The sequence below is a fragment of the Stenotrophomonas maltophilia genome (genome assembly GCF_039555535.1).
In the GTDB taxonomy this organism is placed as follows: Bacteria; Pseudomonadota; Gammaproteobacteria; order Xanthomonadales; family Xanthomonadaceae; genus Stenotrophomonas; species Stenotrophomonas maltophilia_Q.
Window position 1 is genome coordinate 3557168 of the sequence record NZ_CP154630.1, and the last position, 24575, is coordinate 3581742.

The window sequence follows — 24575 nt, forward strand, 5'->3', positions numbered from 1 at the left end:
GTGCTAGTGTGCGCCTCCCGGGATTCGATCACCACTCCATGGCCAAAGCGCCGCTTGACCTGACCTCCGGCCCGATCGGCCGCAATCTCCTGTTGTTTTCGCTGCCGATCCTGGCGGGCAACATCGCGCAGTCGCTGAACGGCTCGGTGAATGCGGTGTGGGTGGGGCGCTTCCTCGGCGAAGCGGCACTGACCGCCACCGCGAACGCCAACAACATCATGTTCTTCCTGATCGGCTCGGTGTTCGGCTTCGGCATGGCCTCGACCATCCTGATCGGCCAGGCGATCGGCGCGCGCGACATCGCGCAGGCGCGGCGCGTAGTCGGCACCAGCGCCACCTTCTTCATCGGCCTGTCGGTGATCATCGCCATTGCCGGTTGGTTCATGGCGCACCCCTTGCTGGCGGCAATGGGTACGCCAGCCGCCTCGCTGCCGCTGGCCGAGGCCTACCTGCGGATCATCTTCCTGGCGATGCCAACGCTGTATGCGTTCGCCTTCCTCACCGCCGCGCTGCGTGGTGCCGGCGATTCGCGCACGCCGTTCCGCTTCCTGATGGTCTCGGTGGCGCTGGACATCGTGCTGAACCCGGTGCTGATCTTCGGCATGGGGCCGTTCCCCGCGCTCGGCATTGCCGGTTCGGCCTGGGCCACCCTGGTCGCGCAGACGCTCTCGCTGGCCGGCCTGCTGCTGTACATGCGGCACAAGCGCCACACGCTGTGACTGGGCCGCGCCGACATGCGCCTGTTCAAGCTCGACCTGACCATCCTCAAGGCACTGGTGCTCAAGGGCGTGCCGATGGGCCTGCAGATGGTGTTGATCTCGCTGTCGGTGATCCTGCTGATGACCATGGTCAATCAATACGGCACCGATACCGGCGCCGGTTATGGCGCCGCGCTGCAGCTGTGGAACTACCTGCAGATGCCGGCGATGGCGATCGGTGCAGCGTGCTCGTCGATGGCCGCACAGAACGTCGGTGCGCAGCGCTGGGACCGTGTACGCGGCACTGCGCGCCAGGGCGTGCTGTTCAACTTCCTGCTGACCGGCGCACTGATCCTGCCACTGGTGGTGTTCGACCGGCAGCTGCTGGCGCTGTTCCTGCCTCCGGCCAGCCAGGCGCTGGACATCGCCCGCCACCTCAATCACGTGGTGATCGGCTCGTTCCTGTTCTTCGGTGTCAGCTTCGTCATCTCCGGCGTGGTGCGCTCCACTGGCGCGGTGATTCCGCCGCTGCTGATCCTGGCCGGTTCGCTGTGGGGCGTGCGTGTGCCGTTCGCCGAACTGCTGCAGCCGTACTGGGGCGCCGACGCGATCTGGTGGAGTTTCCCGGTCAGCTCGTTCGTGTCGATGCTGCTGTCGCTGGCGTATTACCGCTGGGGTGGCTGGCGCAAGGCGAAGATGATCGGCAAGCCCTCCCACGCCGAGGAACTGGCCACGCCGTCGGAGATTCCGGCTTGTCCGCCGTCGCCGGTGGCCGATCCGGACGCCGCGCTGGATGCCACTCCGCCGCGGTGAGGTGGGTGCGAACCGTTGGCCCGCACAGGCATGGCCCCCCAGCCAAGCGTGGGCTCGGCTCTACGGGAAGCGGTCAGCGTTTCTTCTTTGCGGCGTTGAATTTCGCGGCTTCCCGCAACAACGCCTTCAACGCCGCGGCATTGGGCATCGCACCTTCATGGATGTCGATCGCACGCCGCGTGTTGCCATCCAGGCTGGCGTTGAACAGGCCCTTCGGATCGGCCAGCGCCGCACCGTTGGCGAAGGTGAGCTTCACCGCCTGCTTGTAGGTCTCGCCGGTGCACAGGATGCCATTGTGCTCCCACACCGGCGTGCCACGCCACTTCCAGGTTTCCTGCACGTCAGGCAACGCCTCATGGATCAATGCACGCACGCGGGCCAGCGTTTCGCCGCGCCAGTCGCCCAGCTCGGCGATGCGCGCATCGATCAGTTCAGCCGCCGTGGTTCCGGCGTCGTCAGGGTTCGGCGCGTGCGTGGTCATCAGCGGTTCTCGTCGGCAAGGAGATCGTAACGGTGGAATTACATGCGTTCTCCAGGCAATGCGGCCGCCTGGCGCACCCAGTCGAGGAACTGTGCCTCATCCCGCACGCCATCCTGCTCAATGTGCAGGTAACGCGTATCGGCACTTTTGGACGGCTCCGGCGGCACCGGCCTCAGCGCGGCGCCGCGGAAGAACGCGACCTTTATGTAGCGGGTGAAGCAATGGAAGCTGAGGAACCAGCCTTCGCCCCTGGCCACCGAGTACATCGGCGAGTTCCACTTCACCGCCTTGTGCACGCCGGGTACGGCCTGTTCGATCAGCGCATCCAGCTGTTCGCCGATCGGACGTTTCCAGTCCGGCATGGCGGCAATGTAGGCCTGCACCGGAGCATTGCCCTCGCCCTTGGCGATCTGCGGGTTGCCGCCGGACAGCAGTGTTGGGGCGGCGGAGGGTGCGGTTCGCTTGGCGGGCATCGCACGGCACGTCCATCGGGATGATGCCGGCAGCCTAGCGCGACGCGCGCCTGCTGGTCACGGCGCGGTGCGCCATCAGCTCAGTCCGCCTGCCGCGCGCGGAACTGCCGCCAGTCCGGCAGCTTGCGGTGGCGGCGCAGCGAGCGCATCAGGGCCGCCATCACCACGCCGAACAGCGCGCCGGCCAACAGACCGGCCACCAGCAGCAGCGCCAGCGGGCGCTCGCTGCCCTGCCACAGCATCAGCCATATCAGCGCGGTCCAGAACAACCCGAACAGCAGGCCCTGCACCAGCGCATTGATGCCGAAGCCGGCCAGGATCGGTGGCGGCAGCGCAATGCCCAGGCGCCATAGCAGGCGGTACAGCAGCGGCGCCGACTGCACGCGCGCCAGCCCCTTGCCGTCGAGGAAGCGCAACGCCGACTGGATCACGGCGGGATAGCGCGGATTGATGTCGTTCATCACCTGATCGTGGCCGATGCGATGCCGGAAACGCAAACGGCCACCCGAAGGTGGCCGTCGCGGCAACAACCGAAGTTGTTTATCAGGCCTTATCGGCCAGACGGGCAGCCTTGGCGGCAGCAGCGGCAGCCAGGTCTTCCTTGATGCGGGCAGCCTTGCCTTCCAGGCCACGCAGGTAGTACAGCTTGCCGGCGCGGACCTTACCACGACGCTTCACTTCGACCGAGTCGATGATGGCGCTGTGGGTCTGGAAAACGCGCTCGACGCCGTAGCCGTGCGAGATCTTGCGGACGGTGAACGAGGAGTTCAGGCCGGCGTTCTTGGTGGCGATGACGACGCCTTCGTAGGCCTGCACGCGCTCGCGGCTGCCTTCCTTCACCTTCACGTTGACGACAACGGTGTCGCCCTGGCTGAACTTCGGCAGTTCACGGGTGATCTGGGCGGATTCGAATTCCGCGACGATGGACTTGTTCAGCTTGCTCATGGGTTACACCGATTCTTGTTCGGGTGGGCGTGTCGTGTCGACAACGTAGGCTCATGCAGTCACCGGACTGTGCTGCACGTTTGTTGTGGGTACTGCGCGCGCCGGCCGGGGCTGGCGGTAATTGGCCATGATAGCCGATAAAGCCGGCCCTGCGCTAGGGGTCGGCCTTCTGTCTCTGGGCTTGGCGGGCCTGTTCCAGCAGCTTGCGGTCAGCCTTGCCCAGCGCCTGTTCATCCAGCAGGTCCGGGCGCCGCTGGGCGGTACGGACCAGCGACTGCTGGCGGCGCCAGGCGGCGATGGCCGCATGGTTGCCCGAGCGCAGCACGTCCGGCACGTCACCCAGCGGGTGCTGGGCCGGCTGGCTGTAGTGCGGGCAGTCGAGCAGGCCCAGGTCACCTTCGAAGCTGTCCTGGGCGGCCGATTCAGCGTCGTTCAGCGCCCCGTCCTGCAGGCGGGCCACGGCGTCGATGATCACTGCCGCACCCAGTTCGCCGCCAGACAGCACGTAGTCGCCGAGGGAAATCTCCTCGTCGACATTGGCCTCCAGGAAACGCTCGTCGATGCCTTCATAACGGCCGCAGAGCAGGACCATGCGCGGCAATGCCGCCAGTTCCCGCACCTTGGCCTGGGTCAACGGCGCCCCCTGCGGGCTGAGGTAAATCACCCGCGCCGGGGTCGGATCAGCGTCGCGGATCGCCTGCAGGCAGGCCTGCAGCGGCTCGATCAGCATCACCATGCCCGGGCCACCGCCGAACGGACGGTCGTCCACCCGGCGGTAGTTGCCTTCGGCGTAATCACGGGGATTCCAGCCATGCAGGCTGAACAACCCCTTCTCCTGCGCGCGCCCGACCACGCCCAGTCCGGCGGACTGGGCGAGGAACTCGGGGAACAGGGTGATGACGTCGAAACGCATGCTCACACTCAGAACTCGGGATCCCAGTCGACCACGACCAGGTTGGCCTCGAAGTCGACCGATTTGACGAAGTCCGGCTGCACGAACGGAATCATCCGCTCGCGGTCACCCCGGACCACCACCACGTCATTGGCGCCGGTGCTGAACAGGTGCGAGACCTGGCCCAGGGCAACGCCCTCGGTGGTCTTCACATCCAGGCCTTCCAGGTCCACCCAGTAATACTCATCGGGCTTCGGCGGCGGCAGGGCACTGCGGGCCACGTAGATCTCGGTGCCGCGCATCGCTTCGACCGCATCACGGTCCTCGACACCGGGGAAACGGGCGACCAGGTGCTTGCCGCTGTCGCGGCCACGCACACCTTCAATCGTGGTTTCCACGCCGGACGGGCTGCGCACGATCCACGGCTGGTAACGGAAAATGGCGGAACGTGGCTCGGTCCAGGACTCGAGCTTGATCTCGCCGCGCACACCAAAAGCGCCGACAACCCTGCCCAGCAGGATGCGGCGCTCGATATCTTTCATCTGCTTCAACCAAGAGGGCCACGCCGAAGCGTGGCCCGTCAGGATCAGGCCGCAGCGGCCTGGGACTTGGTCGCTTCCTTGATCAGGTTGCGGACCTTGTCGGTCGGCTGGGCGCCGTTCTTGACCCAATGGTCAACGCGGGCCAGGTCCAGCTCGATGCGCTTCTCGCCGCCCTGGGCGACCGGGTTGTAGAAACCAACGCGCTCGATGTTGCGGCCGTCGCGCGCGCTGCGCACGTCGGTGACGATGATGTGGTAGAACGGACGCTTCTTGGCGCCGCCGCGGGTCAGTCGAATCTTGACCATGGTGTTTTTCCTATTGCCCAGTCGCCAGGATGGCGAGGTAAGCGGGCGATTATAGCGGCAGAGCCCGGCCGAGCCAACCCCAGGGGTGAACTCCCGGGGTCAGATCCCTTTTGCGCCGCAAAAGGGATCACCCCAATCTGTCCCAAGGCACCGCCGCCAGCACCGCCCTTCCCTGTTCAGCCAAGGCCTGCGAGCCGGGCAGGACATGCCCGTCGATGGCCTCCAGCGCCCACAGGCCGCTGGCGTTGCAGGCGAAGGCGGCCTTCACACCGGCCAGATCCGCCAGCTGCAGAGGCTGCGTGGCCTGCGGGCCCGGCCAGTGCCTCTTCAGCAGCGCCTCGGCCGTACCGCGCAGGGCCGGCGCCTGCGGCCAGAGCAACCGTTCACCATCGTGCACAGCCAGGTTCCAGGTGCTGCCTTCACTCACGTCGCCCTCGGCGGTCACGAACAGCACATCGTCGAATCCTTCCGCCATCGCCGCGCGACGCTCGGCGAACAGGCCAAAGGTGCCCACATGCTTGAGCTGCGGCAGTTCACGCTGCCAGGCCACGCTTCGCACGCGCTTTGAGGCGGTCAGCGTCACCGGCGCGGACACCGCCACCAGCACGTCCACCTGCACCGCCGCGAGCGGGTTTCGGAAATCGAAGCGACGCGAGTACACCGTCACCCGCAGCGAGGCATCGCCCAGGCCGGCCTGCCGCAGCGCCTGCGCCATCCAACCCCGCACCTGCGCCGTATCCAGCTCGCTGCCGAACAGTTCGCGCGTGGCCTGCGACAGCCGCGCCAGATGCAGGTCCAGTCCCTGCACGGCGTGGTCGCGCACCTGCAGCGAAGTGAAGTGGCCGTAGTTCACCAGCGCCGGCAGCAGATCCTCGACCTGTGCCGGCAGGCCGTTACAGGTCAGCGTCATCGCAGCAGTGCCTGCGCCTGTTCCCACATGCCGCGCAGCACGTCGGCGGCCGGCTGTGCCGGCGCCATCCACGCCGACTGCCCGGCCCAGGCCTGCATCGCCGCCAGGCGGTTTTCCTGCGCAGCCTGCTTGCGCATCGGCGCGGTCAGGCCGCGCTGCACCGGATACGGACGCGGCGCCGGGGCGCCTTCCGCAGCGGCCGCGCGTACATAGGGTGTCGCCAGGCCGCGGCCCAGGCGGCCACTGAAGGCGCGGGTCGGCCAGGTATCTTCCGGTTCGCTGGCGGCCAGCCCATCGGCCCACGCCGAGGCGATCGCCGCTTCGGGCGTGCGCAGGAAGGCGGTGCCGATCTGCACGGCGCTGGCCCCCAGGGTGAGTGCGGCCGCGATGCCACGGCCATCGGCGATACCGCCAGCGGCAATCACTGGAATCTGCAGGTGATCGGCCAGGCGCGGCAGCAACGCGAACAGGCCGACCAGCTGGCGCTCGGCCATTGCCGGATCGAACGCACCGCGATGGCCACCGGCCTCCATGCCCTGCGCCACCACCGCGTCCGCACCGGCGTCCTGTGCGGCACGCGCTTCGGACAGCGTAGTCGCACAGGCGATCCAGGCAATGCCGGCGTCCTTCAGCTGCTGCACGTGGCGCGGCAGCAACACGCCCATGATGGTCGAGGCCACCGCCGGGCGCGCGGCCAGCAGTGCGGCGAACTGTTCTTCGAAGTCGGCGGGCGTGGCATCGGCGGCGCTGGCCGGCACGTCCGGGCCCCACTGCGCCAGGAAAGCGCGGCTGGCGGCCTCGGCGGCAACGTCACGGGTAGGTACGGGGTCCGGCACCCACAGGTTCACCTGCGCCGGGCCGGTGGAGGTCGCGCGGAAGTCCTCCATCCAACGACCGATATCGGCCGATGACGACAGCACCGCGCCCATTGCCCCCATGCTGCCGGCATTGGCCAGCGCGGCCGACAACGGTACCGGGCAGGCGCCGGCCATAGGTGCCAGCAGGATCGGAAGCTGCAATGAAAAACGCCGACAGAAGGTGTCGGCGCGTTCAAGAATCGGCGATGCGTTCACGCGACATACCCGTTGGAGAAGTCGCCGCCCAGCATACGCCAGTCATTGTGACCGGGGCCGGATCGCAATGCGCGCCGGCCCCGTCGCTGCATCAACGGAACGGCATGCCACGGCCGCCCATGGCACCCATCATGCCCTTCATGCTCCGCAGCATGCCCTTCATGCCGCCGCCGGCCATCTTGCTCATCATCTTTTCCATCTGCATGTACTGCTTCATCAGCTTGTTGACGTCGGCCGGGGTCACGCCCGAGCCCTTGGCGATGCGCGCGCGGCGCGAGCCATTGAGCAGGTTCGGGTTGCGCCGTTCCTTCTTGGTCATCGAGCCGATGATGGCGATCATGCGCGGCACTTCCTTGCCCTGGCTGACCTGCTGCTTCAGATGGTCGGGGATGTTGCCCAGGCCCGGCAGCTTGTCCATCAGGCCGCCAATGCCGCCCATGTTCTGCATCTGCTCCAGCTGGTCACGCATGTCGTTCAGGTCGAACTTCTTGCCCTTGGCGACCTTCTCGGCCAGCTTGGCGGCCTTGTCCTTGTCGACCTGCTGCTCGACCTGCTCGACCAGCGACAGCACGTCGCCCATGTCCAGGATGCGGCTGGCGATACGGTCCGGATGGAACACATCCAGGCCTTCCGGCTTTTCGCTGACACCGACGAACTTGATCGGCTTGCCGGTGATGTAGCGCACGCTCAGCGCGGCACCGCCACGGGCGTCACCGTCGGTCTTGGTCAGCACCACGCCGGTCAGCGGCAGCGCGTCGCCGAAGGCCTTGGCGGTGTTGGCCGCGTCCTGGCCGGTCATGGCGTCGACCACGAACAGGGTTTCGGCCGGGTTCACCGCCGCGTGCAGGGCCTTGATCTCGGCCATCATCGCTTCGTCGATGGCCAGGCGGCCGGCGGTATCGACCAGCAGTACATCCACGAACGACTTGCGCGCATCGTCGATGGCGGCGCGGACGATGGCTTCCGGCTTCTGGTCGGCGCTGGACGGGAAGAACAGCACGCCCACCTGCTCGGCCAGGGTCTTCAGCTGCTCGATCGCGGCCGGACGGTACACGTCGGCCGAGACCACCATCACCTTCTTCTTGCGCTTTTCCTTCAGGTGCTTGGCCAGCTTGCCCACGGTGGTGGTCTTGCCGGCGCCCTGCAGGCCCGCCATCAGGATGATGGCCGGGGCCGGAACATTCAGGTTCAGGTCGCTGGCTTCAGCACCCATCACCGCGGTCAGCTCGTCGCGCACGACCTTGATCAGGGCTTGGCCCGGGGTCAGCGACTTCAGCACTTCCTGGCCGACCGCGCGCACCTTGATGCGCTCGATCAGGGCCTGCACCACCGGCAGTGCGACGTCGGCTTCAAGCAGCGCGATGCGGACCTCGCGGGTCGCCTCGCGGATGTTCTCCTCGGTCAGGCGGCCACGGCCACGCAGGCGCTCGATGGTGCCGGAAAGGCGCTGGGTCAGGGACTCGAACATGCGGCGCAACCTGTCTGAAAGCGGGGGACAATAAGGCAGACAGTATAACGGGTCCGCCCCTGCCCCCGGGCTGCGACGCTGCGGCCGTCGCCACCACCGCGGGGGTATGCGAAACTGCAACGATGACAATCGTTCTCATCGCCGTCCTGCTGTACCTGGCTGCCAGTGCCCTGCTGGTGCGCGCGCTCGGCCGCGATGGAACCCCTGGCGCGCCCACCTGGCTGTGGCCGGCCCTGCCGGCGATGCTGCTGCATGGCAGCTACCACGTGTTGATCGCAATGCGCACCAACGGCGGCCCGGACATGCACTTCTTCGCCGCGCTGTCGCTGGTCGGCCTGGGCATGGCCTGGCTGACCTCGCTGGTCGGCGCGCGCGGGCGGATGTCGGCGCTGGGCGTGGTCGTGTTCCCGCTGGCCGGGGTGCTGCTGCTGGCCTACCACGGCTACGGCCACGAACCGAGCAAGGTGCTGGGCTGGCGCCTGGCCAGTCATGCCTGGCTGGCACTGCTGGCCTACGCGACGCTGAGCATCGCCGCGCTGCTGGCGATCATGCTGTGGCTGCAGGAGCGTGCATTGCGCCGTCGTGAGTTCCGCCCGTGGCTGCGCGCACTGCCGCCGCTGGCCGACCTCGAATCCCTGCTGTTCCGGGTAATCACCGTCGGCTTCGCGCTGCTCACCCTGACCCTGGTCACCGGCGTGCTGTTCGTCGATGACCTGCTGGCGCAGAAGCTGGTGCACAAGACCGTGCTGAGCGTGTTGTCATGGATCGTATTCGGCGTGTTGCTGATCGGCCGCCGTCGCTACGGCTGGCGCGGCATGAAGGCGGTGCATTGGACGCTGGCGGCGATGCTGTTGCTGCTGCTGGCGTTCTTCGGCAGCCAGTTCGTGATCGAACTGGTGTTTGGGCATACGCGGTAGAGGCGTGCCGACCAACGGTCGGCACCCACCCCAACATCACCTGGTAGTGCCGGCCGCTGGCCGGCAACTGAACCACGCCCTGCGTGGATGCCGCAGACGATCAAGGCAGCGGCTGGGCCAGGATCTTCCGCACCGAACGGCCACTGTTGGTGAGGATGTCATCGACCTGCCAGCAGCCCTGCGCTTGGCGCACCATCGGCAGGCGGGTCACGTAGGCCTTCTCCCAAACCGAATAGCGCATCTCGACCTGGCCGGAATTCGCCGAGGCCGCTTTCCAGCTGTAGCGCACCGGGGTTTCGATGTCGCCGTCCTGCGCATCCAGCCACGGATCGGAATCGATCGTGCAGATGCCCTGTTCGCGTTCCTGGCAGGCACGCTCGCCGCGCAGTGCCTTGCCGAAGGCGGGACTGACCAGCGCCGGTGGCGGCTCCAGCAGGTCGCCATCACCCGTCGTTGCCTCGTAGAAGGCGCGGGCCACAGCGGCAGGCTCCTGGCAGGTGGGCGCGGCCTGTGCGGCGGGCGCCAGCAGCAGGCCGGCGATCACGAGCATCCCTGTCTTTCGCATGTCCAATCCCTCTGGTCGTGATGGCGATCTTTTGTAGAGCCGAGCCCATGCTCGGCTGCGTCCCAGCATAAGCCGAGCGCAGGCTCGGCTCTACTTACAGCCCGTAGCGCTCGATCACGTCCAGGTGCGGCTGGCGATCCTGGTCGCAGGCCTCGGCCAGACGCAGCCAGCAATGCGGATGCGGCCACGTCGCGGTTTCCCGCTGCAGGAAGCGATGCAGTGCCAGCGGTGCATGGTCCTGCGGCTGTGCCACGGTGAACAGCAGGCCGGGCACCGTGCCGTCTTCCACATCGGGGTCGGTGACGGTGTAGTCCGGCCGGCTGTGTGACCACACCTTCCAGCCCTGTGCTTCGGCCGCCTCGACGAAGGCATTCCAGGCCTCTTCGCCCGGGTGCGCGCCATCGATCATCCAGCTGCGGGCGAAGCCGCCGCGCTCCAGCACATGCACCTGCGCATAGGTCGGGATGAAATGCTCGCGCGCTTCTTCTTCCTCCGGGGCCGGATGCACCAGCGCTGCATCGAACACCACCCAGTCACCCACCTGCTGGGCGCGGTTGGACGGCGCGTTCTCGACGATGCGCGCGGTCACCGGACCGCTGCGACGGGCGTAGTACTCCATCGGTTCGCCGTTCTCTTCGCTGCGGATGATCACCCATCCCCACGGCTCCTCGACCACGCCGTCCTGGCTGGACAATTCCATGCCTATCGCCGTCGCCGAGCGACGCACGGCGTCCCAGTCGCGCGCCGCGCTGGCGGCACTCATGTGGTCCCAATGCGCGGCATTCGGCTCTTCCAGCAATTCAACCAGCTGCGCATAGCAGGCCTGTGCTTCGCTGAAGCGGCCGGTTTCCATGTACATCCGCGCCAGCGTGCCACGCGCGCCGTGCGAGCCCGGAGACAGCTCCAGAAGCGATCGGGCCGCCTGCTCCAGCGCCGGCCAGTCGGACACACGGCGTGCACGCTGCACCTCGCACCAGTGCGCGAACACCGGCACGCTGCCGCGATAGAGATCGGCCAGCTGGCGCAGTCCGTCGTCATCGCCCTGTTCGGCCAGCCAGCGCATCAGCGTGTAGGCCGCGGGGCCATCGTGCTGGGTATGGCCGCGTACGAACCGCCACAGCAGCGACCGCGCCTCGGCCTGCGCGCCGCAGGCATTCAGTGCCGAGGCGGCCATGTCAGCCAGCGCCTCGTCATCGGGCAGCTCGGCATGCGCCTGCAGCAACCACTGCGCTTCGCGCTCGGGATCGCGCGACTGGTTCTGTTCGCCCTGCGCGTCCAGCCATGCCAGCAGCTCGCCCGCCGGCACCGGTAGCGGCGCGACGTCCGGTAATGCCTCGATGCGCGCGGCCAGGCCTGCCACCAGCGCCGCAGCACCCCGATCCTGGCGCAGCTGCGCCAGATGGGTGCGGGCAAGTTCCAGCTGCCGCAGTGCCACCCAGCGCGCGCCACGCTGCAGCGCCAGCTCCAGGCTCAGCGCCGCGACTTCGATCAGCAGGCGGTGCGAACCGACCCGTGCGAAGTGCTCGATGATGGTGTTGAAGCGCGTGCCCAGATCCCAGGTGTTGCGCGCAGGATCCCGCTGACAGAGCGCGGCGGCGGTGTTGGCCCACAGGCGCCAGTAGTTCGGGGTCAGCTCGCTCCACGGCACCAGCTGCTGCAGCGCCTCTTCGTCGCGGCCCAGCTGGGCCAGCGCCCAGGCCTTGGACAGGCGGCGCGGCACCGTGCAGTTGGCCGGCTCGTACTCCCCGGAGGCTGCCACTTCGGCCTCGCGCTTCTCGATCAGCGCCAGTGCCTCGTCGGCACGGCCGACAGCGAGCAGGATCTTGATCTGCATCTCGGGGAAGCTGTCGAACACTTCCTTGCCACAGGCTTCCACGGCATCGGCCTGCACCTGCAGGTAATCCAGCGCCTCCTGGCCACGGCCATCATCGAGCAGCGCATCGGCCTTCTCGCAGCTCAGGCACTGGAAACAGGCCCAGCTCGGGTCGATGCGGCCAAGGGTTTCGTCGCAGACCTCGATGCGCTCGGGCACCCAGCCCGGGCCGTCGATGTTGCCGTAGCAGGCGGCCAGGTCCTGGGTCACGCAGATCGACTGCGGGCATTCCAGGGTGTCCTCGCGGTGCGCGCGCTCGAACAGCGCTACGGCTTCGCCGAGTGCGCTCTCGCCTTCCACGCGGTTGCCGACGCGGTTGCGCAGCGCCCAGTGGCCGACATAGACGTCAACCCAAGGGTTGTCCAGCGCCTTGCCCAGGGCGCGTGCTTCGGGCAGCAGGGCATCGACGCGGTCGATCTGCAGTTCACTGACCTCGTCGGCGAGACGGTTCAGCAGGTGCGCGTTCTGCGCCTGGCCGGCCTGGCGCAGGTCACCCTGCAGCTTTTCGACCCAGTTCCAGATGTCCATGGGGGTAATTGCTCCTGTCTAGCGAAGGCTGGATGAGAGGGTGCGGTGCTCAGCGCAGCATCTGCTGCAGGGCACCGGCGATATCGGTGAAGGCACCATTGAGATCCGGGCCCGGCGTAGCAGTCGCGCGTGCCAGCGGGCGGCCCTGCGCGGCGACGATGACTTTCAGCGAGCGCAGCAGGCGGGCTGCGGCCTCGGCCTGTGGGTGGCCCTCGCGCTGGGCGCGCAGTAGTGCCTGCACCGCCGGGTTGTCGAGGTTGAGGTACAGCCGCGACGGTGCACGCGATTCGATGCGTGCGGTGAACTGCCGGGCCAGGCGCAGCGCGGCCATCGAGACGCGCTTGTCGTTCTCGTCGTCTTCCAGCCGCTGCTTCAGCTCGGCCTCGCGGTCGGGCACCACCACCACCGGCAGCGCCTCCGGGCTGAAACGTGCGGGCAGCAGCTGCTCGCCGTCGCCCAGTTGTTCGCGCAGCCACGCCAGCTGCGCCTCGTCGAGGCTGTCATCACTGCGGAACAGTGAGCGGTTGCCCTGCTCGGTGCCGAGCTCGACCAGGCGCAGGCCCTTGGCCTGGGCCCAGCGCCGCAGGAATGGCACCACCGCATAGCGATGGCCGTGCGCGACCGGTACGCCCATCGCGCGGAACAGCATCTCTTCAAAACCACCGCCGTTGTCGAGGATGACATGCACGGCACCGCGCGCCGGCAGCGCACTGGCCGGCAGGTCGCCCTGCGAGGTCGGTACCCGCACATGCTCCATCAGCAGTTCGAACAGGCGGTCATCACACAGCGCCGCGCCCAGCAAGGCCTCATTATGGCGCGTGAGAACGCGTCGCCAGGCTTCCGGCTGCTGCTTCGCAACGTCGGCCAGGCCGTCGATCAGCGCTTCCAGCAGTGCATGCTGCACGGCTCGGTACTGGTCGTCGCGCTGCAGGTCTTCGCGGCTGGCGGTAGGCGTGAGACGCGAGGATTCGATCACCCCGCCGATGAAGCCGGCCCAGGGCGGCAGCAGGTCGCGGGCGTCGTCGTCCAGCAGCATGCCGCGCACGAACACCGACAGGTTGCGGTTGTCGCTGGTGCCGTAGGTAGCACCGTCCTGCACCCACAGCAGGCCGGTGGCATCGCTGTTGCCATCCGCGCGCAACGGCACGGTGACGATCGGCTCGAAATCGTGCTCGAAGCGCGCTGCGAACTGCAGCGCCTGGCGCCGCGCCTGCACCGGATGCACAGCGACGTCGCCCTGGCCGCGCCACGGCGGCGGCTCGGGGTTGAGCGCCTCGGCCGCAGCACCGATGAAGATCGGTTCGGACAGCAACGCGCAGTAGCGGCCCAGCACCTCATGCAGGCGCGCCTCGTTGGCCAGCGGCAGGAAGTCCGGATGCAGCTCCAGCTCCACCTCGGTACCGACCGACCGCGCCGGCACTTCACTGACGGTGTATTGCTCGGCATTGCTGGACACGTACAGATGCCCCAGCTCCGGCGTCTGGTACGAGGTGGTACGCACGCTGACCCGGCGCGCCAGTACGAAGGCCGACAGGAAGCCGAGGCCGAACATGCCGATCAGGCCTTCGTCGTCCTCGCCGCCCTGGCGCAGGCCACGGGTGTAGCCGACGCCGACGGTGGCCAGGTAGTCGTGGATTTCCTGGCGGGTCAGGCCGGCACCGGTATCGGTGATGCGCAGCACGCCGGCAGCGGCATCGACCTGTACCGAAATGCGCGAAGGCACTTCGATGCCCGGCTGTTCGATGCGACGGCGGATGATCGAGTCGTGCGCGTTCTGCACCAGCTCACGCAGCGCCACCACCGGGGTGGAGTACAGGTGCTTGCCCAGCACCGTCATCAGTCCATTGAGATCGACCCCGGCACGACGGATTTCGGCGTTGGGGGCGGTGAGCGCGTTGTCCTGCATGTAATCGTTTACTCCTGGGCACGGAAAGACGCCAGAGGGCGTCTTCGTCGAGCGGGAAAAACTAGCACAAGGAAGCTGACGAGCCGATGCTCGGCTGCTGTTCGACCACCCGTCGAGCATGGCTCGACTCTACAAGAAGCAGCCGAGCGTGGGCTCGGCCCTACAGGACGGGCATCACGCCGCGTCGATGGCCTCGGACAGGCGTTCCACCGCAATCACTTCCATGCCCTTCACCGAACCACCCTTGGGCGCATTGGCCTTGGGCACGATGGCACGCTTGAAACCATGGGTGGCGGCCTCGCGCAGGCGGTCCTCGCCATTGGGCACCGGGCGGATCTCGCCGGACAGGCCAACCTCGCCAAAGGCAATCGTCTTTTCCGCCAGCGGCCGGTCCTGCAGCGAGGACAGCACCGCCAGCAGCACCGGCAGGTCGGCGGCGGTCTCCTGCACACGGATGCCGCCGACCACATTGACGAACACGTCCTGGTCGCCGACCAGCACGCCACCATGACGGTGCAGCACGGCCAGCAGCATGGCCAGCCGGTTCTGCTCCAGGCCGACCGCGACACGGCGCGGGTTCGACAGCGGCGAAGCATCTACCAGCGCCTGCACCTCCACCAGCAGCGGCCGGGTGCCCTCGCGGGTGACCATCACGCAGCTGCCCGGCTGATGGGTGCTGCCGCCGGACAGGAAGATCGCCGAGGGGTTGGAGACTTCCTTCAGGCCCTTGTCGCCCATCGCGAACACGCCCAGCTCGTTCACCGCGCCGAAGCGGTTCTTGAACGCGCGCAACAGGCGGAAGCGGCTGCCGCTCTCGCCTTCGAAATACAGCACCGCATCGACCATGTGCTCGAGCACGCGCGGGCCGGCGATGCCGCCCTCCTTGGTCACGTGGCCGACCAGGAACACGGCGGTGCCGGTCTCCTTGGCAAAACGCACCAAGCGCGCCGCGCTCTCGCGCACCTGGCTGACCGAACCCGGCGCGGCGGTCAGGCTCTCGGTCCACAGGGTCTGCACCGAATCGGCCACGATCAACCGCGGGCCGGCCCTGGAGGCATGCTGCAGGATCGACTCGACGCCGGTCTCGGCCAGCGCGTTGACGCCATCCAGTGGCAGTTCCAGCCGGTGCGCGCGGCCGGCCACCTGCGCCAGCGACTCCTCGCCGGTGACGTACAGCACCGGCAGTTCGGCCGCCATCTTCGCCACTGCCTGCAGCAGCAGGGTGGACTTGCCGATGCCCGGGTCGCCGCCGACCAGCACCACCGCGCCCTCGACCAGGCCGCCGCCCAGCACGCGGTCGAACTCACCGATGCCCGTACTGACCCGTCGGTGCTCGGTCTGCTCCACGTCCTTCAGGGCGGTGATCTTCGGCGGATCGATCTTGCCCGCCCAGCCCGCCCGCCGCGACGCCGGCGCCTTGGCCGCCGCCGCGCTCTCCAGCACGATTTCCGACAGCGAGTTCCAGGCATTGCACTCGGTGCACTGGCCCTGCCACTTGCTGAATTCGGCGCCGCATTCATTGCAGACGTAGGCGGTGCGGGCTTTTGCCATTGGATGATTTCCAGCAACGGGAACAGGCGTGGCAGGATAGCCGAGCCGGGTCGCAGGTGCTGCGACCGCTCAAGTCCCACCCACCCGCGCCGATAGGGGTCGCGGGCGTGCGCCTTGCGGGCGCCCCTCCCTCCCCCACTGGATTCAACATGACTGGCAGTTACAGTCAGAGCCTGGTCATCATCTCCCTGCTGGTGGCCATCCTTGCTTCGTACACGGCGCTGGACATGGCCGGACGCCTGGCCACGGCCGAGGGGCGCGTGGCCCGCTGGTGGCTGGCCGGGGGTGCGGCGGCAATGGGCCTGGGCATCTGGTCGATGCACTTCATCGGCATGCTCGCCTTCGACCTGCCGATCCCGGTCGGCTACGACCTCGGCATCACCCTGTATTCGCTGGCGGTCTCGATTGGCGCTTCGGCCTACGCACTGTGGCTGGTGTCGCGACCCAGCCTGCCCTGGCGGCGCTTGCTGGCTGGCGCGGTACTGATGGGGCTGGGCATTGCCACCATGCACTACCTGGGCATGGCCGCGATGCGCATGCAGCCGGGCATCGACTACCACCCCGGCTGGTTCGCCGCCTCGATCGCGGTGGCCATCGGTGCCGCCGGTGCTGCGCTGTGGATCGCCTTCCGCCTGCGTGCCGAACAGCGCAACACCCTGCGCCTGCGCGTGCTCGCCTCGCTGGTGATGGGCGTGGCCATCGTGGGCATGCATTACACCGGCATGGCTGCGGCGCGTTTCCCCGCAGGCAGCATCTGTGGCGCGGTGGGCAGTGGCGGCATCGATACGCGCTGGCTGGCAGTGCTGGTGATCGTCACCACCGTGGCGACCCTGGGCATCGCCCTGGTGGCCTCGCTGTTCGACCGGCAGATGCGCGTGCGCACCGGGCTGCTGGCCGACTCGCTGGCGCACGCCAACGACAAGCTGATCCAGGCCGCCCTGCACGACCCGCTGACCCAGCTGCCCAACCGCATGCTGCTGCAGGACCGCATCGAGCAGGCCATCGAGAAGGCGCGGCGGCGCAACCAGGCGGTGGCGGTGATGTTCTGCGACCTGGACGGCTTCAAGGCGGTCAATGATGCCTATGGTCACCAGCTCGGTGACCGCCTGCTGGTGGCGGTGGCACAGCGTATCGGCGGCCTGCTGCGCCCGCAGGACACCTTCGCCCGCCTCGGCGGCGACGAGTTCGTGATCGTGCTGGCCATCGACATTCCCGACGATGCCGTGGTCGTGGCCGAGCGCATCATCGCTGCTGCGGGCGAGCCGTTCACCCTGGACGCGGCCGAACTGCAGGTCAGCGCCAGCCTCGGCATCGCCCTGTATCCAGATGATGCCGTCAACGAACGCGAGCTGATGGCACACGCCGATGCGGCGATGTACCACACCAAGGAAACCGGCCGGAACGGCTATACCTTCTTTACGCCGTCGATGCAGCTGAGCGCCAACCGCCAGCTGCGCCTGCTGCAGGACCTGCGCAAGGCGATCACGCGCAACGAACTGGTACTGCATTACCAGCCCAAATTCCCCGCGGCGGGTGCACCGGCCACCGGCGCCGAGGCCCTGCTGCGCTGGCAGCACCCGGAGCTGGGCCTGCTGGCACCGGATGTGTTCATTCCCATCGCCGAGCGCAGCGGCCTGATCCTGCCGATCGGCGACTGGGTACTGGACCGCGCCTGCGCGCAGCTGCGTGCGTGGCACGATGCCGGACATGCCGAATGGTCGATGGCGGTGAACCTGTCGCCACTGCAGTTCTCCTCGCCGGCCCTGTTGGACAGCGTGCGCGAGGCACTGGAGCGGCACCGCATCGAACCGGCGTGCCTGACCCTGGAGATCACCGAGACCACCGCGATGAAGGACGTGGACGCCAGCCTGGCGATTCTCAACGACCTGACCGCGATGGGCGTGCACATTGCCATCGACGACTTCGGCACGGGCTATTCCAGCCTGCTCTACCTGAAGCGCATGCCCGCCACCGAACTGAAGATCGACCGTGCATTCGTGCACGACCTGGAGTGCAACGCCGAAGATGCCGCCATCGTCTCGTCGATCATCGCGCTGGGCCGCACCCTGCAGTTGCAGGTGGTGGCCGAAGGCGTGGAGACGCAGGCGCAGCGTGAATACCTGAGCGAGCTGGGCTGCGACCAGTTGCAGGGCTACCACCTGGGCCGGCCGATGGACGCCGACGAGTTCCTGCGCCGGGTGGGGTGAGGTCCCGGTTTCGAGGTCGGGCCCCTTGCCGCAGGCAAGGGCTCTGCCCCCCGGATGGATCGTGCGCGCGGTTCATCCACGCATGGCGTGGATCTACCCGGGCCCCGGGGTCAGAGCCCTGGCCTGCGGCAAGGGATCCGACCCCATCCATCCGCCAACAAAAAGGCCGCCCCGAAGGGCGGCCTTTCTGCGTGGCAACGTCGCGAAGACGTCAGTGCATCATGTGCACGTTCATGTTGTGCATGACCCACAGGGTGCCGACCACGATGATGCCGATCACCACCACGGTGAAGGCCGCAGCGTTGACGTTCCAGCGGCTTTCCGAGGAGCGGTCCAGGTGCAGGAAGAACACCAGGTGGACCAGCATCTGCAGCACCGCGGTGATGGCGATGACCACACCGTTGACGGTGCGCGAGAAATCGCCCGACATCACCATCCAGAACGGGATGACGGTCAGCACCACCGCCAGCACGAAGCCGATCAGGTACGACTTCACGGTGCCATGGCTTTCGCCGCCGGTGCCGTGGTCGTGTGCATGGTTGTCATGTGCCATTACAGGGCTCCATTGAGGTAGACGACGGAGAACACGCCGATCCAGATCAGGTCCAGGAAGTGCCAGAACAGGCTCAGGCACGCCATGCGGGTCTTGTTGGTCGGGGTCAGGCCGTACTTCTTCAGCTGCACGAACATCACCAGCAGCCACAACAGGCCGGCGCTGACGTGCAGGCCGTGGGTACCGACCAGGGCGAAGAATGCCGACAGGAAGGCACTGCGGTCCGGACCGTAGCCCTGGTGGATCAGGTGCTGGAACTCCCACACTTCCATGCACATGAAGCCGAAGCCCAGCAGCCAGGTGATGCCCAGCCACAGGTACATCTGGCCCATCTGCTTGCGGTGCATGGCGATCATGCCCAGGCCGAAGGTCAGCGACGAGGTCAGCAGCAGCGCGGTTTCCCATGCCACGAACGGCAGTTCGAACAGGTCCTTCGCGGTGGGGCCACCATCGGTACCGCCTGCCAGCACCACGTAGGTGGCGAACAGCGAGGCGAAGATGAGGCAGTCGCTCATCAGGTACACCCAGAAACCGAAGACGGTGTTGCCGCCGGTGTCGTGGTGCTCGTGGTCGTCATGGCCATGGGCCGCCGCATGCGCGGCGTGCCCGTGGCTCAGGGTCGAGGTATTGGTGCTCATGCCTTCAGCTCCGACTTCACCAGGCCCTGGGCTTCCAGGTGCTTGCGGTGTTCGTTCTCGATGCGTTCCACCTCGGCGGCCGGGACCCAGTAGTCCACGTCCTGGTCGAAGGTGCGGTAGATGAACGTGGCGATCATGCCGACGAAGCCGACGATGGCCAGCCACCAGATGTGCCAGATCATCGCAAAGCCGAACACCAGGCTGAAAGCACCGATGACAACGCCCGTGCCGGTGTTGCGCGGCATGTGGATGTCGGTGTACTTGGCCGGCTTCGGCCAGGCTTCACCACGCTGCTTGCGCTCCCAGAAATCGTCCAGTTCGGTGACTTCCGGCAGGGTGCCGAAGTTGTAGAAGGCCGGCGGCGAAGAGGTTTCCCACTCGAGCGTACGGGCATCCCACGGGTCGCCGGTCAGGTCGACGGTCTTCTTGCGGTCGCGGATCGACACGGCCACCTGGATGATCTGGCACAGGATGCCGGCACCCACGATGAAGGCACCTGCGGCGGCGATCAGCAGCAGCGGCTCATAGGCCGGGTTGACGGTGCTCTGCAGGCGGCGGGTCATGCCCATGAAGCCCAGCACGTACATCGGCATGAAGGTCACGTAGAAGCCGATGAACCAGCACCAGAACGCGCACTTGCCCCAGAACTCATTGAGGCGGAAGCCGAACATCTTCGGCCACCAGTAGGTGATGCCGGCGAACATGCCGAACACCACGCCGCCGATGATGACGTTGTGGAAGTGGGCGATCAGGAACAGGCTGTTGTGCAGCACGAAGTCGATGGCCGGGATTGCCAGCATCACGCCGGTCATGCCGCCGATGACGAAGGTGACCATGAAGCCGATGGTCCACAGCACCGGGGTGGTGAAGTGCACGCGGCCGCGGAACATGGTGAACAGCCAGTTGAAGATCTTCACGCCGGTCGGGATCGAGATGATCATCGTCGTGATGCCGAAGAAGGCATTGACGTTGGCACCCGAGCCCATGGTGAAGAAGTGGTGCAGCCACACGATGAACGACAGCACGCCGATGCAGGCGGTGGCGTAGACCATGCCCTTGTAGCCGAACAGCGCCTTGCGCGAGAAGGTCGCGATGACTTCGGAGAACACACCGAACGCCGGCAGGACCAGGATGTACACCTCCGGGTGACCCCAGATCCAGATCAGGTTGATGTACAGCATGGCGTTGCCGCCACCGTCATTGGTGAAGAAGTGCGTGCCCAGGTAGCGGTCCAGGGTCAGCAGCACCAGGGTGATGGTCAGCACCGGGAAGGCGGCGACGATCAGCACGTTGGTCACCAGGGCGGTCCAGGTGAACACCGGCATCTGCATCAGCTTCATGCTGGGGGTACGCATCTTCAGGATGGTGATGAAGAAGTTGATACCGCTCAGCGTGGTACCCAGGCCTGCGACCTGTAGACCCCAGATGTAGTAGTCCATGCCTACGCTTGGACTGTATTCGATGCCTGACAACGGCGGGAACGCCAGCCAGCCGGTGGCGGCGAATTCACCGATCCACAGCGACAGCATGATCAGCACCGCGCCGGACACGAACAGCCAGAAGCTGAGCGAGTTGACGAACGGGAACGCGACGTCGCGAGCACCGATCTGCAGCGGCACGGCCAGGTTCATCAGGCCGGTGATCAGCGGCATCGCCACGAAGAAGATCATGATCACGCCGTGGGCGGTGAAGATCTGGTCGTAGTGGTGCGGCGGCAGGTAACCCTCGGACCCGCCGACGGCGAGCGCCTGCTGGGTACGCATCATGATGGCGTCGGAGAAGCCGCGCAGCAGCATGACGAAGGCGACGATGAGGTACATCACGCCGATCTTCTTGTGGTCCACCGAGGTGAACCACTCCTTCCACAGATAGCCCCACAGCTTGAACTTGGTGATCAGGGCCATGACGCCCAGGCCACCCAGCACCGCGCCGACCAGGGTGGTCAGCACGATCGGATCGTGGGGGATCGACTCAAGAGAGAGTTTTCCCAACATGTTCATTCTCCCGAACCCGCATGGCCAGCATGGCCAGCGTGTTCGTGTTCGGTGGCATCCAGGTTTTCACCCGATTCCTTGGAATCATGCGCGTCACTGGGGGCGTGGCCCTCGTGCGCTTCATGGCTGGCGGCATCGGCAGCGGCGGCACCGGCATGTTCGTGCTTCATGCCGTAGTGCTTGTTGTCGCCCATGTGCTTGGCGATGACCCAGTTGAACAGGCCTTCTTCGGTCTTGCCGAAGTAGGTGACCGGGTACCACTCCGCGTTGCGTGCTTCACCCAGGGCCTTGAACGAGGTCTTGTCCAGGGTCTGCTCGCCGGCACGGACCTGGTCCAGCCACTGGCGGTATTCGGCATCGGTGACCGAGTAGGCAGTGAAGTGCATCTTGGCGAAGCCCGCGCCGCTGTAGTGCGAGGACATGCCCGGGAATTCACCGGTCTCGTTGGCGATCAGGTGGAGCTTGGTCTCCATCGCAGCCATCGAGTAGATCATGCTGCCCAGGTGCGGGATGAAGAAGGCATTCATCACCGAATCGGACGTGATCTTGAAGTTCAGCGGCGTGTTGACCGGGAACTTGATTTCGTTGACGACCGCCACCTTCTCTTCCGGATAGATGAACAGCCACTTCCAGTCCAGCGAGATCGCCTCGATGGTGACCGGCTTGACGTCCGATTCCAGCGGCTTGTACGGGTCCAGCGCGTGCGACGAACGCCAGGTCAGGACCGCCAGCACCAGCACGATCATGCAGGGAATGGACCACACCACCACCTCGATCGCCGTCGAGTGGGACCACTTCGGCTCGTAACGGGCCTTGGTGTTGGAGGCGCGATACTTCCACGCGAAGGTCAGGGTCATGATGATGACCGGGATGACGACCAGCAGCATGAGCACGGTGGCCGTGATCAGCAGGGTCTTCTCATCCTGGCCGATCTGGCCCTTCGGACTGAGGATGGCCACGGCATCGCAGCCGGTGAGCATCACCAGCAACGACAGCAGCAGGCCCGGGCGCAACCAGCGCCCAAGGGTTTTCAACGGAATCATCGGTCGATCCAATTGCGAGGGAATGCCGTTCCCCGTCCTGCCTGTTCCGGCAAAAGCCGGTCCCGCCGGTCCGGAAGACAGGCAGGGAGGTGGGGTCGAGTCAGCCTTTCAATTTTAGGCCGTCACCCACCATTTAAGAAAGGCATTGACAATGATCAGGCGCAGGAAAGGCCCGTTTCAGGCTGCGACACGTTGTCGCAGTGCGCGGCCACGGCGGGCAGAGCGCTCGCGGGCGGCATCCTGGCATCGGGCGATGGCGGCTGCTCCGCCCGTGCCCGGAAAGGTCGCCTGAACATGTTCAGGCATGCCCGCGAAGGTAATGCATGGGATGCTTGGCGTTGGAGGAAGCCCCATGGACAAGATCAACTTCAAGAAGCGTGATCGCGCGTTGTACCAGCCCCCGGCGGGCCGGTTCGTAACGGTGGACGTACCGCCCCTGCCCTACCTGATGATCGACGGCCGCGGTGACCCGAACACGGCCCCGGCCTACCAGCTGGCCGTGCAGTGGCTGTACGCGGTGAGCTATGCGCTGAAGTTTGCACTGAAGAGCGAAGGCCAGGACTACGTGGTGCCACCGCTGGAAGCGCTGTGGACCGCCGAGGATCCGTCGAGCTTTGTGGCACGCCGCAAGGATGAGTGGAGGTGGACGGTGATGATCCGCACGCCGGACGGGATCAGTCCAGCGCAGTTGGAGGCTGCCATTGCCAAGGCAGTGAAGAAACTGGGCGACGTTCCGGCCAGCCTCCGCCACGAAATTCTCGAAGAAGGCCTCTGCCTGCAGACCCTGCATATTGGTGCCTACGATGAGGAGGGCCCGATCCTGGCGAAGTTGCACGATGAACTGATGCCTTCGCTGGGCTACACCTTCGCCGGCCCCCATCACGAGATCTACCTGGGCGACCCGCGCAGGACCGACGCTGCGCGGTTGAAGACCGTACTGCGGCAGCCGGTGCGGGCGCTTGAGCCTGTTAAGGGTTCGCGCTCATGACACAAGGCCCGTGATTGCTTCAAATGCCCAAACAAAAAGCCCCGACCAAGGCCGGGGCTTTTCATGCAACTGGTGCCGGAAACAGGAGTCGAACCTGCGACCTACGCATTACGAATGCGCCGCTCTACCAACTGAGCTATTCCGGCGTAGCCCGCGATTTTAAGGGCTTGACGCCCCGGCGGTCAATCCATCCGACTCAGCTAACCTCTACCCGGTTGGCGCACACCCGCCCGGCGGCGAAATCCTGCAGGTTCCCCAGCGTGATCGCCGAGATCTCCTGCAGCGCCTCCACGGTGAAGAAGCCCTGGTGGCCGGTCACCAGGACGTTGGGGAAGGTCATCAGGCGCTGGAAGGCCTCGTCGTCGATGATCTCGCCGGACAGGTCCTGGAAGAACAACGCGCTTTCCTGTTCGTACACGTCGATGGCCAGGTGGCCGAGCCGGCGCGACTTCAGCGCGCGGATCACTGCATGGGTGTCCACCAGTGCGCCGCGTGAGGTGTTGACCAGCATTGCACCGGGTTTCATCCGCGCCAGAGAGGCGTCGTTGATCAGGTGCTGGGTACCGGGTGTCAGCGGGCAGTGCAGCGAGACGATGTCGGCGCGCGCCAGCAGTTCATCCAGCTCCACCATCTCGCCGACACCCGCGAAGGCGGCCGACGGATACGGGTCATGCCCCAGCACGGTGCAGCCTATGCCCTTGAATATGCGCGCGGTGGCCAGCCCGATCTTGCCGGTACCGACGATGCCGACGGTGCGTCCATGCAGGGTGCGCCCCAGCAGGCCATCGAGCATGAAGTTGCCTTCGCGCACGCGGTTGTAAGCGCGATGGGTCTGGCGGTTGAGGGTCATCACCAGCGCCAGTGCATGCTCGGCCACGGCCTCGGGCGAATACGCAGGCACCCGGGCGACGAACAGGTCCAGTGCTTCCGCAGCGGCCAGGTCCACATTGTTGAAGCCCGCACAGCGCAGCAGCACCGCACGCACGCCCAACACGTGCAGCGCGCGCAGCACCGCCGCATCCAGCCGGTCGTTGACGAACACGCAGACGGCGGCGCAATCCTGTGCGAGTGCTGCGGTATGCACATCCAGCGCGGCATCGAAGTAGACGAACGTGTAACCCTGCCCCGCTGCATCGCGCAGGTTGGCGTCGTCCAGGAAGCGACGGTCGTAGGGTCGGGCGCTGAAGACGGCGATCTGCATGGAAGAACCTG

At 66.5% G+C, this 24575-nt stretch carries 21 protein-coding genes, 1 tRNA gene and 2 pseudogenes; 4 read left to right on the forward strand and 20 right to left on the reverse strand.

The features are described 5' to 3' along the window. Window positions 1-38 precede the first annotated feature (38 nt). Window positions 39-1511: pseudogene (locus AASM09_RS16545) on the forward strand (MATE family efflux transporter). Window positions 1512-1584: 73 nt separating this feature from the next. Here the strand turns inward: AASM09_RS16545 and AASM09_RS16550 are convergent. The 10 genes and pseudogenes from AASM09_RS16550 to ffh form a co-directional block, all read right to left on the reverse strand. Continuing rightward, window positions 1585-1992, reverse strand: coding sequence for a DUF1801 domain-containing protein (locus tag AASM09_RS16550; protein ID WP_049431216.1), 408 nt, complete (start codon window positions 1990-1992; stop codon window positions 1585-1587). 38 nt (window positions 1993-2030) lie between these two features. Then, complete coding sequence (locus tag AASM09_RS16555) at window positions 2031-2465, reverse strand: DUF1801 domain-containing protein (RefSeq protein ID WP_049431215.1); 435 nt, start codon at window positions 2463-2465, stop codon at window positions 2031-2033. Between the two features lie 80 nt (window positions 2466-2545). Further along, window positions 2546-2926, reverse strand: coding sequence for a DUF6404 family protein (locus AASM09_RS16560; RefSeq protein ID WP_049431213.1), 381 nt, complete (start codon window positions 2924-2926; stop codon window positions 2546-2548). Between the two features lie 82 nt (window positions 2927-3008). Continuing rightward, a complete protein-coding gene (rplS, locus tag AASM09_RS16565; protein WP_005415736.1) occupies window positions 3009-3410 on the reverse strand; it encodes a 50S ribosomal protein L19 in 402 nt (133 codons plus the stop codon). 154 nt (window positions 3411-3564) lie between these two features. After that, window positions 3565-4323 carry a tRNA (guanosine(37)-N1)-methyltransferase TrmD gene (gene trmD, locus AASM09_RS16570; RefSeq protein WP_049431211.1) on the reverse strand — a complete coding sequence of 253 codons (759 nt, stop codon included), beginning with the start codon at window positions 4321-4323 and terminating at the stop codon, window positions 3565-3567. An 8-nt stretch (window positions 4324-4331) separates the two neighbouring features. Further along, the gene (rimM, locus tag AASM09_RS16575) at window positions 4332-4844 is read right to left on the reverse strand and encodes a ribosome maturation factor RimM (RefSeq protein ID WP_049431209.1); all 513 of its coding nucleotides are present in this window, start codon (window positions 4842-4844) and stop codon (window positions 4332-4334) included. Between the two features lie 44 nt (window positions 4845-4888). Continuing rightward, on the reverse strand, window positions 4889-5149 hold the full coding sequence (gene rpsP, locus AASM09_RS16580; protein ID WP_005408594.1) for a 30S ribosomal protein S16: 261 nt from the start codon (window positions 5147-5149) through the stop codon (window positions 4889-4891). A 99-nt stretch (window positions 5150-5248) separates the two neighbouring features. Then, window positions 5249-6059, reverse strand: a pseudogene (locus tag AASM09_RS16585) (aminotransferase class IV family protein). After that, window positions 6056-7132: an NAD(P)H-dependent flavin oxidoreductase gene (locus AASM09_RS16590; protein WP_049431204.1), complete on the reverse strand. Its 1077-nt coding sequence runs from the start codon at window positions 7130-7132 to the stop codon at window positions 6056-6058. Before AASM09_RS16590 ends, AASM09_RS16585 begins: the two are co-directional and overlap by 4 nt. Window positions 7133-7223: 91 nt before the next feature. Continuing rightward, a complete protein-coding gene (gene ffh / locus AASM09_RS16595; protein WP_014036403.1) occupies window positions 7224-8600 on the reverse strand; it encodes a signal recognition particle protein in 1377 nt (458 codons plus the stop codon). Window positions 8601-8722: 122 nt separating this feature from the next. Between ffh and AASM09_RS16600 the strand changes: the two genes are divergently transcribed. Further along, window positions 8723-9517, forward strand: coding sequence for a cytochrome C assembly family protein (locus tag AASM09_RS16600; protein ID WP_343368546.1), 795 nt, complete (start codon window positions 8723-8725; stop codon window positions 9515-9517). A gap of 100 nt (window positions 9518-9617) precedes the next feature. Here AASM09_RS16600 and AASM09_RS16605 read toward each other — a convergent pair whose 3' ends face one another. From AASM09_RS16605 to radA, 4 genes are all read right to left on the reverse strand, one after another. Continuing rightward, on the reverse strand, window positions 9618-10082 hold the full coding sequence (locus tag AASM09_RS16605) for a DUF3828 domain-containing protein (protein WP_049431198.1): 465 nt from the start codon (window positions 10080-10082) through the stop codon (window positions 9618-9620). Window positions 10083-10176: 94 nt separating this feature from the next. After that, window positions 10177-12483 carry a tetratricopeptide repeat protein gene (locus AASM09_RS16610; RefSeq protein WP_049431195.1) on the reverse strand — a complete coding sequence of 769 codons (2307 nt, stop codon included), beginning with the start codon at window positions 12481-12483 and terminating at the stop codon, window positions 10177-10179. A gap of 49 nt (window positions 12484-12532) precedes the next feature. Next, window positions 12533-14389, reverse strand: coding sequence for an ATP-binding protein (locus AASM09_RS16615; protein ID WP_049431191.1), 1857 nt, complete (start codon window positions 14387-14389; stop codon window positions 12533-12535). Between the two features lie 174 nt (window positions 14390-14563). Beyond that, window positions 14564-15940: a DNA repair protein RadA gene (gene radA, locus AASM09_RS16620; protein ID WP_005408586.1), complete on the reverse strand. Its 1377-nt coding sequence runs from the start codon at window positions 15938-15940 to the stop codon at window positions 14564-14566. 149 nt (window positions 15941-16089) lie between these two features. Here radA and AASM09_RS16625 point away from each other — a divergent pair, with 149 nt between their 5' ends. Next, the gene (locus tag AASM09_RS16625; protein ID WP_049431188.1) at window positions 16090-18147 is read left to right on the forward strand and encodes a putative bifunctional diguanylate cyclase/phosphodiesterase; all 2058 of its coding nucleotides are present in this window, start codon (window positions 16090-16092) and stop codon (window positions 18145-18147) included. Between the two features lie 211 nt (window positions 18148-18358). Here the strand turns inward: AASM09_RS16625 and cyoD are convergent, their stop codons facing one another. Genes cyoD through cyoA form a run of 4 tightly spaced genes read right to left on the reverse strand, consistent with a single transcriptional unit; the run spans window position 18359 to window position 22375 of the window. Next, entirely contained in the window at window positions 18359-18700 is a 342-nt protein-coding gene (cyoD, locus tag AASM09_RS16630; protein ID WP_005408584.1) for a cytochrome o ubiquinol oxidase subunit IV, read from the reverse strand. Further along, entirely contained in the window at window positions 18700-19338 is a 639-nt protein-coding gene (gene cyoC / locus AASM09_RS16635; protein WP_005408583.1) for a cytochrome o ubiquinol oxidase subunit III, read from the reverse strand. The genes cyoD and cyoC overlap by 1 nt, the downstream gene beginning before the upstream one ends. Continuing rightward, complete coding sequence (gene cyoB, locus AASM09_RS16640) at window positions 19335-21332, reverse strand: cytochrome o ubiquinol oxidase subunit I (protein WP_005408582.1); 1998 nt, start codon at window positions 21330-21332, stop codon at window positions 19335-19337. Before cyoB ends, cyoC begins: the two co-directional genes overlap by 4 nt. Before the next feature lie 2 nt (window positions 21333-21334). Next, entirely contained in the window at window positions 21335-22375 is a 1041-nt protein-coding gene (gene cyoA, locus AASM09_RS16645) for a ubiquinol oxidase subunit II (protein WP_049431185.1), read from the reverse strand. A gap of 352 nt (window positions 22376-22727) precedes the next feature. Between cyoA and AASM09_RS16650 the strand changes: the two genes are divergently transcribed. Next, the gene (locus tag AASM09_RS16650) at window positions 22728-23363 is read left to right on the forward strand and encodes a GyrI-like domain-containing protein (protein WP_049428525.1); all 636 of its coding nucleotides are present in this window, start codon (window positions 22728-22730) and stop codon (window positions 23361-23363) included. A 70-nt stretch (window positions 23364-23433) separates the two neighbouring features. Here AASM09_RS16650 and AASM09_RS16655 read toward each other — a convergent pair. Then, a tRNA-Thr gene (locus tag AASM09_RS16655) sits at window positions 23434-23509 on the reverse strand. A gap of 50 nt (window positions 23510-23559) precedes the next feature. Further along, the gene (locus AASM09_RS16660) at window positions 23560-24564 is read right to left on the reverse strand and encodes a 2-hydroxyacid dehydrogenase (protein ID WP_049428528.1); all 1005 of its coding nucleotides are present in this window, start codon (window positions 24562-24564) and stop codon (window positions 23560-23562) included. Between the last annotated feature and the right edge of the window lie 11 nt (window positions 24565-24575).